This window comes from Pseudomonas fluorescens (assembly GCF_000967965.1).
Classification (GTDB): Bacteria; Pseudomonadota; Gammaproteobacteria; order Pseudomonadales; family Pseudomonadaceae; genus Aquipseudomonas; species Aquipseudomonas grandcourensis.
Map to the genome: position 1 here is coordinate 5761 of NZ_LACC01000039.1, position 12815 is coordinate 18575.

At 58.7% G+C, this 12815-nt stretch carries 16 protein-coding genes; 9 read left to right on the top strand and 7 right to left on the bottom strand.

Going from position 1 to position 12815, the window contains the following annotated elements; genetic code table 11:
• The first annotated feature begins 193 nt into the window (after nt 1–193).
• Nucleotides 194–1168, top strand: coding sequence for a L,D-transpeptidase family protein (locus VC35_RS25540; protein WP_046043371.1), 975 nt, complete (start codon nt 194–196; stop codon nt 1166–1168).
• Between the two features lie 123 nt (nt 1169–1291).
• On the opposite strand, the gene oprI is transcribed toward VC35_RS25540, so the two are convergent.
• Complete coding sequence (gene oprI / locus VC35_RS25545) at nt 1292–1543, bottom strand: outer membrane lipoprotei OprI (RefSeq protein WP_003199355.1); 252 nt, start codon at nt 1541–1543, stop codon at nt 1292–1294.
• 640 nt (nt 1544–2183) lie between these two features.
• On the opposite strand from oprI, the gene VC35_RS25550 reads away from it, so the two are divergent.
• Nucleotides 2184–2471 carry a GNAT family N-acetyltransferase gene (locus VC35_RS25550; protein WP_007973562.1) on the top strand — a complete coding sequence of 96 codons (288 nt, stop codon included), beginning with the start codon at nt 2184–2186 and terminating at the stop codon, nt 2469–2471.
• An 86-nt stretch (nt 2472–2557) separates the two neighbouring features.
• Here VC35_RS25550 and VC35_RS25555 read toward each other — a convergent pair whose 3' ends face one another.
• Nucleotides 2558–3634, bottom strand: coding sequence for a 3-deoxy-7-phosphoheptulonate synthase (locus VC35_RS25555; protein WP_046043373.1), 1077 nt, complete (start codon nt 3632–3634; stop codon nt 2558–2560).
• A 187-nt stretch (nt 3635–3821) separates the two neighbouring features.
• Nucleotides 3822–4265, bottom strand: a complete 444-nt coding sequence (locus VC35_RS25560; RefSeq protein WP_046043374.1) for a PilZ domain-containing protein — start codon at nt 4263–4265, stop codon at nt 3822–3824.
• Between VC35_RS25560 and VC35_RS25565 the strand changes: the two genes are divergently transcribed.
• The 5 genes from VC35_RS25565 (at nt 4264) to cysB (ending at nt 8218) form a co-directional block, all read left to right on the top strand.
• Nucleotides 4264–4650 (top strand): thioredoxin family protein, encoded by a 387-nt coding sequence (locus VC35_RS25565; protein WP_046043375.1) that lies wholly within the window; start codon nt 4264–4266, stop codon nt 4648–4650. The genes VC35_RS25560 and VC35_RS25565 overlap by 2 nt on opposite strands.
• On the top strand, nt 4647–5600 hold the full coding sequence (locus tag VC35_RS25570) for a putative 2-dehydropantoate 2-reductase (protein WP_046043376.1): 954 nt from the start codon (nt 4647–4649) through the stop codon (nt 5598–5600). The genes VC35_RS25565 and VC35_RS25570 overlap by 4 nt, the downstream gene beginning before the upstream one ends.
• A 25-nt stretch (nt 5601–5625) precedes the next feature.
• On the top strand, nt 5626–6531 hold the full coding sequence (locus VC35_RS25575; RefSeq protein ID WP_046043378.1) for a 5'-nucleotidase: 906 nt from the start codon (nt 5626–5628) through the stop codon (nt 6529–6531).
• A gap of 95 nt (nt 6532–6626) precedes the next feature.
• Nucleotides 6627–7130, top strand: coding sequence for a universal stress protein (locus tag VC35_RS25580; RefSeq protein ID WP_046043379.1), 504 nt, complete (start codon nt 6627–6629; stop codon nt 7128–7130).
• A 113-nt stretch (nt 7131–7243) separates the two neighbouring features.
• Complete coding sequence (cysB, locus tag VC35_RS25585; RefSeq protein WP_046043380.1) at nt 7244–8218, top strand: HTH-type transcriptional regulator CysB; 975 nt, start codon at nt 7244–7246, stop codon at nt 8216–8218.
• A 15-nt stretch (nt 8219–8233) separates the two neighbouring features.
• Here cysB and VC35_RS25590 read toward each other — a convergent pair whose 3' ends face one another.
• Both VC35_RS25590 and VC35_RS25595 read right to left on the bottom strand, forming a co-directional pair.
• Entirely contained in the window at nt 8234–8716 is a 483-nt protein-coding gene (locus tag VC35_RS25590; protein WP_046043382.1) for a GreA/GreB family elongation factor, read from the bottom strand.
• Between the two features lie 2 nt (nt 8717–8718).
• Nucleotides 8719–9129 (bottom strand): hypothetical protein, encoded by a 411-nt coding sequence (locus tag VC35_RS25595; protein WP_046043383.1) that lies wholly within the window; start codon nt 9127–9129, stop codon nt 8719–8721.
• 124 nt (nt 9130–9253) lie between these two features.
• Between VC35_RS25595 and earP the strand changes: the two genes are divergently transcribed.
• Entirely contained in the window at nt 9254–10396 is a 1143-nt protein-coding gene (gene earP / locus VC35_RS25600; RefSeq protein WP_046043385.1) for an elongation factor P maturation arginine rhamnosyltransferase EarP, read from the top strand.
• Between the two features lie 48 nt (nt 10397–10444).
• Nucleotides 10445–11014, top strand: a complete 570-nt coding sequence (locus tag VC35_RS25605) for an elongation factor P (protein ID WP_028619992.1) — start codon at nt 10445–10447, stop codon at nt 11012–11014.
• Nucleotides 11015–11110: 96 nt separating this feature from the next.
• Here the strand turns inward: VC35_RS25605 and VC35_RS25610 are convergent, their stop codons facing one another.
• Complete coding sequence (locus VC35_RS25610; RefSeq protein ID WP_046043388.1) at nt 11111–12124, bottom strand: alpha/beta hydrolase; 1014 nt, start codon at nt 12122–12124, stop codon at nt 11111–11113.
• A gap of 34 nt (nt 12125–12158) precedes the next feature.
• A complete protein-coding gene (locus tag VC35_RS25615; RefSeq protein WP_046031808.1) occupies nt 12159–12578 on the bottom strand; it encodes an organic hydroperoxide resistance protein in 420 nt (139 codons plus the stop codon).
• Nucleotides 12579–12815: the final 237 nt, after the last annotated feature.

Below are 12815 nucleotides of genomic sequence, written 5' to 3' on the forward strand. Positions count from 1 at the left end.
CGGATATGTACACCATCAAAATCCATGCCGCCTGACACACAGCCATCGCGAGCAGACTCACTCCCACACGGGATCGAGGACAACCTCAAAATCGCCTTGCACTGCCTGCAATCGGGCCATCTCCCCGAAATAACAGACAGCGGTGTACAATCGCGCTCTTATATCTCTGTTGATCATGCGAAGGATTTTCCGGATGTTGCCGCGTTTTCCTGCCGTCACCCGCTGCCTGACTCTTGCCGCCCTCTTTGTGGCCGGTCCAGTCGCAGCATTGGAGTTTCCCCTGCCACCGCCAGGTGAGGACATCATCGGCCAGGTGCAGGTGATCAAGGCCAAGTACGAAGATACCTTCGCCGACCTTGGTACCGCCTACGATCTGGGCTACACGGAAATGGTCGCGGCCAACCCGGGTGTCGATGCCTGGTTGCCAGGCGCCGGCACGGAAATCATCCTGCCGACCCGCTTCATCCTGCCACCAGGCCCGCGTGAAGGCATCGTGATCAACCTGGCCGAGTACCGCCTCTACTACTACCCGAAAGGCAAGAACGTGGTGTACACGTTCCCGCTGGGTATCGGTCGTGAAGGCTGGGGCTCGCCGATTGCCCACACCAGCATCACCGCCAAGACACCGAACCCTACCTGGACGCCTCCGGCTTCGATCAAGGCCGAGCACGCAGCAGACGGTGATCCGCTGCCCAACGTCGTGCCGGCCGGCCCTGACAACCCTCTGGGGCCGTTCAAGTTCACCTTGGGCACACCGGGCTACCTGATCCACGGTTCGAACAAGAAGTTCGGCATCGGCATGCGCACCAGCCACGGCTGCTTCCGCATGTTCAACAACAACGTGCTGGAAATGGCGGGCATGGTGCCGGTCGGTACGTCGGTGCGGATCATCAACGACCCGTACAAGTTTGGCCTGAGTGGCGGCAAGGTCTATCTGGAGGCGCATACGCCGCTGGACGACAAGGGCAACCCGTCGGTGGTCGACAAGCACACCGCAGTCATCAATGCGATGCTCAAGCGTGAAGACATCACCAACAACCTGCGCATGAACTGGGATGTGGTGCGTGATGTGGTCGCCGCTGAAGACGGTCTGCCGGTTGAGATCGCTGTGCCGGGCAACGGTGTCGTACCGATGGTGTCGAGCACTCCGGTCGATCCGCTGCAGTAATGCTGGCAAAGAACCCGTCGGCGCGGACCGCGTCGACGGGTTTTTTATTGCCCGGAGAAACGCCAGGCAATAAAAAAGCCGACCCAAAAAATGGGTCGGCTTGATAACAATCCCGAAGGATTATTACTTGCGGCTAGCTTTGTCCAGCATGCGCAGAGCACGCTCGTTAGCTTCGTCAGCAGTCTGTTGTGCTTTTTGAGCAGCAGCCAGAGCTTCATCAGCTTTACGGTAAGCTTCGTCTGCACGAGCCTGGGAGCGAGCAGCTGCGTCTTCAGTAGCGGTCAGACGTGCTTCGGTTTCTTTCGATGCGCTGCTGCAACCGGTAGCCAGAACTGCGGCCAGAGCCAGAGCAGAGAATTTCAGAACGTTGTTCATCGTGTTCCCCTTCAAGGACTTTCTATTAAGTAGCTATCTCCTCCGATTGAGGAAATAGCCGGCGTACATACTACCCATTACTTGTAGTAAGTAAAACTGACGTGACGCAAGAAGCAAAAAAAATTGTAGGCGTTGATTCTTTTTCGAGCAACTTTTAACTGAATTGTTTAAAAAATATCCAGCTGCAAGGCCCGTGGCTGAGCGAACTGGCGAGAAAAAGTTCCTGTGGCACGGCGCTCTTTTTCCTGGTCCGGCTAAAGTCCGCCTACATGGATTCGTCTACACTTTTGTTCGGCTTTTGTGTGGCGCCTCTCAATATCTTTCTCGATGTTCAGGTGACTTTAACAACGGGCGCTCGTCTTAAGTCTCAACATCCGGCAATGTACAGGCTATCGACCCGGAGTGATCTTCGGTCGAGCCAATCCTGCGTGATCCGGAGCCGCACCCGCCAACCGGCACGATGACGAGCGCATCTTGAGCATTTCTGCCAATGGTGCCTACTATTTGTACGTGCTCGGTAGCGCGAGATCGGTGCAGCTCTTCTCGGTGTCCATTCAGGCACGGGGTGGCGTAGATGTTCCTTCGCCGGAAAAACATCGGTAAGGTAGGGGTCGGAATTCCAGACCCGCGAGGAGTAGTGATGAGCGAGGCGTTGTCCATCCACCATGACCAGGCTGGTCATCAGTTCGAGACCAATGTGGACGGTCATCGTGCCTATCTGACCTATATGGATCTGGGGAAACAGACCCTGGATATCTATCGCACCTTCGTGCCCAACGCATTGCGTGGTCGCGGTATTGCGGCAGCCTTGACCGAGAAGGCGCTGGAGTACGCTGACGAAATGGGCTACACCGTCATTCCATCGTGCTCCTACGTCGAGCGCTACATGGAGCGTCACCAGCGGCATGCGGCCAAGCTGAGTCAGTGACCTTCAACAAAACGAACACATAAAAAAACGCCGGGTTCAGCCCGGCGTTTTTTTTGTGTGCGCTTTTTGCGCCGCCAAACAGGCGATCAGCTGCGATCGCGATTAGGCAGCACATCCTTGAGCTTGGCATGCATGCTGCGCAAGGTGTTTTCGGTCGCAGTCCAGTCGATGCAGGCGTCGGTGATCGACACGCCGTATTGCAGGTCGGCGAGGTCTTTCGGGATCGCCTGGGCGCCCCAGTTCAGGTGGCTTTCAACCATCAGGCCGATGATCGACTTGTTGCCTTCGAGGATCTGGTTGGCGACGTTCTCCATCACCAGCGGTTGCAGGGCCGGATCCTTGTTGGAGTTGGCGTGGCTGCAATCGACCATGATGTTCGGCTTGATCTTCGCCTTGTTCAGCGCCTGCTCGCAGAGCGCAACGCTGACCGAATCGTAGTTCGGCTTGCCGTTGCCGCCGCGCAGCACCACGTGACCGTAGGCATTGCCCTTGGTGGTCACGATCGACACGCCACCTTCCTGGTTGATGCCCAGGAAGCGGTGCGGGCTGGAAACCGACTGCAGGGCGTTGATCGCTACGGTCAGGCCGCCATCGGTGCCGTTCTTGAAGCCGACGGCCGAGGACAGGCCGGAGGCCATTTCACGGTGAGTCTGGGATTCGGTGGTGCGCGCGCCGATGGCCGACCAGCTGATCAGGTCCTGCAGGTACTGCGGGGAGATCGGGTCGAGGGCTTCGGTGGCGGTCGGCAGGCCTTTTTCGGCCAGGTCCAGCAGCAATTGACGACCGATGTGCAAGCCGTCCTGGATCTTGAACGAGTCGTCCAGGTACGGGTCGTTGATCAAGCCTTTCCAGCCGACGGTGGTACGTGGCTTCTCGAAATACACGCGCATGACCAGATACAGGGTATCGGACACTTCGGCGGCGAGAACCTTCAGGCGCTCGGCATATTCGTGGGCGGCCTTGATGTCGTGGATCGAGCAAGGCCCGATGACGACGAACAGGCGATGGTCGGTGCCATCCAGAATGTTGCGAATGACTTCGCGGCCCTTGGTGACGGTGCGCAGTGCGGCGTCGCTCAGGGGAATATCGCGCTTGAGCTGATCGGGAGTGATCAGTGTCTCGTTGGAGGCGACGTTTAGGTCGTTGATCGGTAAATCAGCCATCGTTTACTCGTCAGGTCACGGGTGCCGGCCGCCAGCGAACCCGCGCGGCGGAGCACAGCAAATTAAGCGCGTCGGGGACCCGAACCTTAGCGCGTTACACCGTGGCTCGACAATGGGCAGACGCCGGTTTGGTGGGCTTTCGCAGTCAGTTTCCCTACCGTGAGGGGCAAACCGATCAAGAACACCCCTATTCCAGCACCGGCTGCGCAAAAGCCTTGCGCACCGAATCGTGAGAGAACTCGTCGGCATGCTCCTGGACCCATTCGAGGGCCAGGGCCTGGATATCCTGCAAGTCCTCGTGGGCGTCATGCAGGCGGCAGTAGCGTTCGATCTGGCACACCTGCTCACCCATTCGGGCGCTGAACAGCGTTTGTTCATCGACGAAGGCGATGCCCACCAGGTAACCACGCTTGCGTCGCAGGCACCAGGCGACATAGCCCAGGTAGCGCATGTCCGGGTTCACGGTCGGCATGCGTACCTCCAGCGCCGTGCCGTGGCGCCACGCGCGGTGATAATTGCAAGCCATGCCCCCGAGGCTGATAGTGTGCAGCTGTCGTCGCGAAAGACACTCAGGTTTCAGCAACTTTAACTCGACGGGCACATCGTCAGGGTGAGGAATGAATCGTCCCATGAACACAGACTCCATGTGTCGGCCATCTGACATTGTTCCCTCCAGTATAGTGGTCGAATTGGAACTGACCGATTTTGACGCCGACCAACGGCTGCTGGCGATGAGCGGCGTATCGCTGGTCATTTTCACCAGTGTCGGCTGCGCCAGTTGCCGTTTTGCCCGTGAGCAATTGCCGACACTCGATCTGGCAGTCGACCGACTGTGCTGGATTGATGCCGGCAACAACGGCGGGGTGGTCGAGCGTTATCAGGTCTTTCACTTGCCGGCGCTGTTTGTCGTTCGCGACGGCGAATTCTTTGGAGCACTCAAATCGCGTCTGACCGACACCGAGCTCAATCGAGCCGTGCGCCAGGCGCTGAGTCGAACAGCAGAGGAGTTGCCATGACGGGGACAGTTGCCAGGCCGACGATCGGCATTATCGGGACCGGCGCAATCGGCGGTTTCTACGGGGTGATGCTGGCGCGAGCCGGTTTTGATGTGCATTTTCTGCTACGCAGCGAGTTTTCCGCCGTGACCGAGCACGGGTTGCAAGTCGATAGCGCGCCCCACGGTGCGCTGAAACTGAATCCGGTACAGGCTTATTCGAACGCTGAAGACATGCCGCCCTGCGACTGGCTGCTTGTGGGGGCGAAAACCACCAGCAACGCCGACCTGGCACCTGCCATCCTGCAAGCGGCGGCACCGAATGCCAAGGTACTGCTGCTGCAAAACGGCCTGGACGTCGAAGACAGCCTGCGCGAGCTGCTCCCCGATTCGCTGCATGTGCTCGGAGGGCTGTGCTACATCTGCGTCCATCGCGAGGCGCCGGGCGTCATTACCCATCAGGCGCTGGGCGCGGTGCATGTGGGGTATCACAGCGGTCCCGCCGATGGGCCGGCACGCACTGCGATTGTCGAGGAGGGCGTCGGGCTGTTTCGCAGCGCCGGCCTCGATTCCCAGGCCATGGCGAATTTACATCAGGCGCGTTGGCAAAAACTGGTCTGGAATATCCCTTACAACGGTCTCTCGGTTTTGCTGGGGGCGAGCACCACACCGTTGATGGCCGATGCCGACAGTCGCGAGTTGATCAAGGCGCTGATGGCTGAAGTGGTTCAAGGCGCAGTTGCCTGCGGGCATGACGTACCGGCAGGGTATGCCGAGCATTTGTTCATGGTGACCGAAAAGATGCCCGACTACTGGCCGAGCATGTACCACGATTACTTGCACAAGCGACCGCTGGAACTGGCCGCGATCTACGCCCGGCCTTTGGCGGCGGCGAAGGCAGCCGGGTGTGAGATGCCACGCATCGAGGCCTTGTATCGCAGTTTGAGTTTCATTGATCGACGCAACATCTGAGTTGACCGACCTGAGGGGGAAGGGCATGCCAAAGGCAATTGACGACAAGCTGGTGCTGGCGATTTCTTCGCGGGCGCTGTTCGACCTGAGCGAAAGCCACAAGGTCTACCTGTCGAGTGGCGTCGAAGCCTACCGGCAGTATCAGATCGAACATGAAGACGAAATCCTCGAGCCCGGCGATGCCTTCCCGTTGGTGCAGAAACTCCTGAACCTCAACAACAGCCTCGGCCGCGCCCGGGTCGAAGTTATTCTGGTGTCGCGCAACAGCGCCGACACCGGGCTGCGGGTGTTCAACTCGATTGACCACTACGGACTGGCAATTTCCCGTGCGGCCTTTGTCGGCGGGCGCAGTCCGTATCCCTACCTCAAGGCCTTTGGCTGCGATCTGTTTCTCTCGACCCACGCCGAAGACGTACGCAATGCACTGGACGCCGGGTTCGCGGCAGCGACCATTCTGTCGGGTGGTGCCAGCCGTGCGGCTAGCGACGAGTTACGCATTGCCTTCGACGGAGACGCGGTGCTGTTTTCCGATGAGTCGGAGCGCATTTATCAGGCCGGTGGTCTGGAAGCGTTCCAGGCCAGCGAGCGTGAGGCCGCCCGCGAGCCGTTGCGCGGAGGGCCGTTCAAGGGCTTTCTCGCTGCTCTCAATCTGTTGCAGCGTGAATTCCCGGAAGACACCTGTCCGATCCGTACCGCGCTGGTCACGGCGCGATCGGCACCGGCCCATGAGCGGGTTATTCGCACCTTGCGCGAATGGGACATCCGTCTCGACGAGTCGCTGTTCCTCGGCGGCCTGACCAAGTCGGCCTTTCTCGAAGCCTTCGCGGCGGACGTGTTTTTCGACGATCAGGCCGGCCACTGCGAGTTGGCCCGTGAAGTCGTCGCCACCGGTCATGTGCCCCATGGCATAAGCAACGAGCAAAAGGTTTAAGCCCACCGTTCAATGCGTTGCGCCGGACGTCGTAGTCGCCAAGGCACTGCTAAGCTGAATCAAATCTCCGCCATGTTGGCAGTCGAGGAGGTCATATGATTCGTACGATGCTGTATGCCACTGACCTTGGCCTGTATGCGCCCGTGGTGATGCAGCATGCCCTGGAGCTGGCCAGGACCTTCAATGCCGGTTTGTACGTCGTGCATGCGGTTGAACCCATGGGGTTGTTTGCCGAATCGGTGCTGCAAAGTTATCTCGATGAACAGGCGCTGAACGAGTTTCACAGCCAGGGCCTCAATACGGTGATTGCCAGTATCGAGCAACGGGTGCTCGACAGTTTTCGTGAGGAGTTGGGGGATGAAGGGGAGCACGACCTGGAGCGGATTCAGGCAGTACGGGTGCTGCAGGGCGATCCGTCGCAGGTGATTCTGGACCAGGCGCAGAAACTCTCCGTGGATTTGTTGATCGTAGGTAGTCACAGCCATGGCGCCGGTGCGGAAACGCCTTTGGGGCGAACCGCCGCCCGTGTGTTGCAACTGTCCAAGGTGCCGGTCTATCTGGTGCCGTTGGTGCAACGTCGTCGCCAAGGGGACCGCTAGGACACGAATAATGGCAATCTGATAAAAAAGTTCTAGATTTATTCTTCGAGCCATTAATATAGTTATATATCGTCGCTGATGCCCGTGGCGTCTACCTGCTTTGAGGGATTCATATGAAGCTTCAACAATTGCGCTACATCTGGGAAGTGGCGCACCACGACCTCAACGTTTCCGCTACAGCCCAAAGTCTTTACACCTCTCAACCGGGCATCAGCAAGCAGATCCGTCTGCTGGAAGACGAGCTGGGCGTCGAGGTTTTTGCCCGCAGCGGCAAGCACCTGACCCGCGTTACCCCAGCCGGCGAGCGCATCATCACCACCGCTGGCGAGATTCTGCGCAAGGTTGAAAGCATCAAGCAGATCGCCCAGGAATTCTCCAACGAGAAGAAAGGCACCCTGTCGATTGCCACCACTCACACCCAGGCGCGTTATGCATTGCCGCCGGTGATCAGCAATTTCATCAAGCAATACCCGGACGTTGCCCTGCACATGCACCAGGGATCGCCGATGCAAATCGCCGAAATGGCCGCTGACGGCACCGTGGATTTCGCCATCGCCACCGAAGCGCTCGAGCTGTTCGGCGATCTGGTGATGATGCCGTGCTACCGCTGGAACCGATGCGTGGTCGTGCCTCAGGGCCACCCGCTGACCAAGCTGTCGAAACTGACCCTCGAAGCACTGGCCGAATACCCGATCGTGACGTATGTGTTCGGTTTCACCGGCCGTTCGAAACTCGACGAAGCCTTCAGCCATCGCGGCCTGACGCCGAAAGTGGTGTTCACCGCTGCCGACGCCGACGTGATCAAGACCTATGTTCGCCTGGGGCTGGGCGTGGGCATCGTGGCGAAAATGGCCGTCGACAGCAAACTCGACAGCGACCTGGTGGTGCTCGACGCCAGCGAACTGTTCGAGTCCAGCGTGACCAAGATCGGCTTCCGTCGCGGCACCTTCCTGCGAGGCTTCATGTGCGACTTCATCGAGAAGTTCGCGCCACACCTGACCCGCGAAGTCATGGCCAAGGCCATTCAGTGCCACAACAAGCAGGAACTGGAAGAGCTGTTCGAGGGCGTCGAACTGCCCGTTCACTGATAGCGTTTCTGCCGGTCAAACTACCTCGGTGACAGCGAACTGTTGCCGAGCGCCCGCCACCATGATCTCCACCTCATCGCCCTCGAATTTACCCAGCAGGCTTTTGCCCAGCGGTGAGCGCGGGGTGATGACGGTGATCAGTTGCCCCACCAGATCGACCTTCAGCCCGGCTGCATCGGGTGCCAGAAACAGCCATTGTTCGCGCCCCTTTTCGTCCTCGAGCCCGAGCAGCGCGCCCACTTCGATGCCCCGCTGATCGTCATACGGGCGCAGGGCCAGGTTCAGGCAGAGGTTCAGTGACTGGCGAATTTCCTCGACCCGCCTGGCTTGCCCGGCCGCGAGATAGGACGCTTCCAGCCCCAGGGTGTCGTACTTGTTCTCGGCGATGTTTTCTTCGTGGGTTGCCGTTTCGTAGGCGGTTTGCGCGGCCCGCTCGGCGATGTCGAGATCGATCCGCAGCTTGTCGAGAATCAGTTGGTGGACGGTTTGCTTATTCATGATCAATCGCAGAATTGCAGGACGTTGGCGCGACTTTTTTCGCTGGGCGCAGTCCGGTCCTGTTGCAGCCAGAACTGACAGCTTGGGTTGGACAGGTTGCGACTGCTGCTGCGCGCCTGATCGAGCCGTTGCTGCTGCTCGTTCTTGCGCAGGTTTTCTTCATATTGGTCGAACAGCGGGCTTTGTGACGGCATGTCCGGCACCGATTGGGCCACCACAGGTGGTTTGGCCAGTTGCTCCACAGCTGTCGCCACAGACGCCAATTGCTCGCTGAAAAGCAGGCGCGAAGCGAGCCAGCAGGTCAGCACGATGGCAATGAATCCCAGCCACATGCCGAGGGCGATGCTGCCGGTCAATTGCAGGGCGTTGAGGCTGATCGGGAAGGATCTGCGCGGAGTGGGGCGGTGGGGCATGGTTGCCTCCTGGCGAAAGGTCACTGGCGAGTGGCGATTGTCGCATGAAGAATAATCGCCGTCGGCTCTTCTGCACGGGGTAATTTATGCGGACAATCGGCGCCTTTGCCAACGGGAGCCTGGAATGCCTGAAATGAAAACCCGCTGGGATATTTTTTGCACCGTGGTCGACAACTTCGGCGACATCGGGGTGACCTGGCGACTGGCCCGGCAACTGGTGGCCGAACATGGTCTGGCGGTGCGTCTGTGGGTCGATGATCTTCGAGCGTTCGAGCGCCTGTGCCCGGAAATCGACATCCATGCTGCGCAACAGTGGCAGCAGGACGTCGAAGTGTGCCAGTGGCCCGCCGAGTGGCAGCCGACTGAAGCCGCCGATGTGGTGATTGCTGCCTTTGCCTGCCAATTGCCGAGCGCCTATATGGAGGCCATGGCCGAACGGGAAAAGACGCCGCTGTGGATGAACCTCGACTATCTGAGCGCCGAAGACTGGGTGATCGGCTGCCACGGTTTGCCCTCGGTGAAGTACAGAAATGTGCAGAAGTTCTTCTTCTTCCCTGGATTCCGGAAGGGCACCGGTGGACTGCTGCGTGAGCGAGGGTTGCTGGAACGGCGTCGGCAATTTCAGCAAAATCCGCAAGTTCAAAGAGAATTCTTGCAAGGTTTGGGGATTGATCCTGTGCCTGGTACGCAGCTGATCTCATTGTTTGCCTACGAAAACACCGGTCTGGCCAGTTGGCTCGATGGGATGGCTGGCGATTCTACGGCCACTCATCTGCTGGTGCCGGAAGGGCGGATTCTCGGCGACGTCGAGCGTTGGCTTGGTGTGCAGGGTCTGGCGGCCGGTGCAGTGCATGTGCGGGATGCCTTGACCGTGCAAGTGCTGCCATTTGTCCGCCAGGATCAATACGACCGGTTGCTGTGGTGCTGCGATTTCAATGCCGTGCGCGGCGAAGATTCCTTCGTGCGCGCTCAATGGGCCGGCCGGCCATTTCTCTGGCACATTTACCGGCAGGAAGAAGACATCCACCTGGACAAGCTCGAAGCCTTCCTCGAACTTTATGTAAAAGGGTTATCTGCGCCTGCGCGGGAGGCGATCAGCGGTCTCTGGCGGGCGTGGAACGCTGGTGAAAAAATAGCCGACCACTGGCAATTCACCCGTAAACACTGGCCAGAGCTGGAAAAACACGCCGAGGCGTGGTGTCAGGAACAGGCCTTGCAGGCCGATCTTGCCACGGCGCTGGTACAGTTTTATGGAAATTGGATATGATACGCGGCCTAGATTTTTGTAAATCCCATCCAAATTCGGATATTCGCAATGAAAACTGGTAAAGAACTGAAACCCGGGACCGTGATTCGTCTCGAAAACGATCCTTGGCTGGTTCAGAAAGCTGAATTCACCAAGTCCGGTCGTAACAGCGCGATCATGAAGACCAAGCTGAAGAACCTGCTGACCGGTTACAAGACCGAGATCGTTTACAGCGCCGACGACAAACTGGACGACGTAATCCTCGACCGCAAAGAAGCGACCCTGTCCTTCATCAGCGGCGACACCTACACGTTCATGGACACCACCGACTACACCATGTACGAGCTGAACGCTGAAGACATCGAAGCCGTTCTGCCTTTCGTTGAAGAAGGCATGACCGATGTTTGCGAAGCGATCTTCTTCGAAGAGCGTCTGGTTTCCGTAGAGCTGCCGACCACCATCGTGCGCGTAGTTGACTACACCGAAGGTTCGGCTCGCGGCGACACTTCCGGCAAAGTAATGAAGCCAGCCAAGCTGAGCAACGGTACCGAGCTGCAAGTTGCTGACTTCATCGAAATCGGTGACAAGATCGAGATCGACACCCGCGAAGGCGGTTCCTACAAAGGCCGTGCCAAATAAGCACAGCTTCAGGAATGAAAAAGCCCGACCATTGAGTCGGGCTTTTTTGTGCCTGCGATTTCGGGTTCAACCAGAAACCCTGTGGGAGCGAGCTTTTTATTTCAGGTGTTGCTTGAGCTCTTGCGAAGCCTGCAACATCGCCGAACGCACCGCTGGCACCTGGCTCACCACGTTGAGCAAACCGTAGTCGTGGATCAGGCCGTTGTAGCGAACCGAAGTCACCGGCACTCCGGCCTCGTCCAGTTTGCGGGCGTAGGCTTCGCCTTCGTCGCGCAACACGTCGGCACCGGCGGTCTGCACCAGCGCTGGAGGCAATCCTTTCAACTGAGCGCTGGTCGCGCGCAGTGGCGAGGCGTAGATCTCATTCCGTTGATTGGCGTCGGTGGTGTAGTTGTCCCAGAACCACTTCATCATGTTTTTGGTGAGGAAGTGCCCCTCGGCAAACTGGTTGTAGGACGCGGTTTCGAAGTTGGCATCAGTCACTGGCCACAACAGCACCTGGAACCTGATCGCCGGTGTGCCCTTGTCCTTGGCCATCAGCGCAACCACCGCCGCCATGTTACCGCCGACACTGTTGCCGGCTACCGCCAGGCGCTTGCCATCGACGCTGATCTCTTTACCGTGCTCGGCCACCCATCGGGTTGCGGCATAAGCCTGGTTGATCGCCACCGGGTAATGCGCTTCCGGCGACGGCGTGTAGTTCACGAACACGGCCGCGGCACCCGAACCCATCACCAGGTCACGCACCAGCCGCTCGTGGGTCGGGAAATCCCCCAGCACCCAGCCACCGCCGTGGAAGAACATGAACACCGGCAGCTCGCCCTTGACCCCGGCCGGCCGGACGATGGTCAGGCTGATCGGTTGGCCGTCGACTTGAATGGTCTTCTGGCTGACATCGGCTTTTGGCAGCGTCAGCTTGACCCCGGCTTGCGCACCTACCAGAACGGCGCGGGCCTCGGCGGGCGTCATTTGCTCCATCGGCTTGCCGGTACCGGCATTCAGCACATCGAGGAATGCTTGGGTGTTGTGCTCAACCCCGCTACCTGCGAATGCGTTGCTGATGGACAAGGCGAGAAGGGTACCGGTCAAGACTTTGCTGAAAGTGTTCATGTTCGTTTCCTGTTCGGGCCTGGGTAGCCAGCGCTTAGACGGTTACGTGCAGACGCACATCGACGTTGCCACGGGTGGCGTTGGAGTACGGGCAGACCTGGTGGGCCGCGTCGACCAGTGCTTGTGCATCGGCTTGTTCAAGACCCGGCAGGCTGATGTGCAGGTCGATGTCCAGGCCGAAGCCGCCGGGGATCTGGCCAATGCCGACGTGGGCAGTGATCGAAGCGTCGTTCGGGATGCTGCGCTTGGTCTGGCTGGCCACGAATTTCAGGGCACCGATGAAGCAGGCGGAGTAGCCGGCAGCGAACAGTTGCTCAGGGTTGGTGGCTGCGCCGCCGGCACCGCCGAGTTCTTTCGGCGTGGCGAGCTTGACGTCGAGGATGTTGTCGCTGGAAACCGCACGACCGTCACGGCCACCGGTGGAAGTTGCGATTGCGGTGTAGAGAGTTTGCATGGTGAAAGCCTCGTTCAGGGTTTGTTTGTTTTACGCTAAATATTTGCGCGCTAAGTAATGGCGAGATGAATGTATCGCGCAAATATTTAGCGCACAAGATAAATAGTAAAATTAATTTGCCAGGACAGACGAACGGTTGAGAAGGATTGGCTGGAGCTATTGAGTTAGAGCGACTGGAGGTTTTACAGGCGGCTTTTTCGGAAGGGGAATCGGGTTCTGTGGGACAGCACAAAGCAA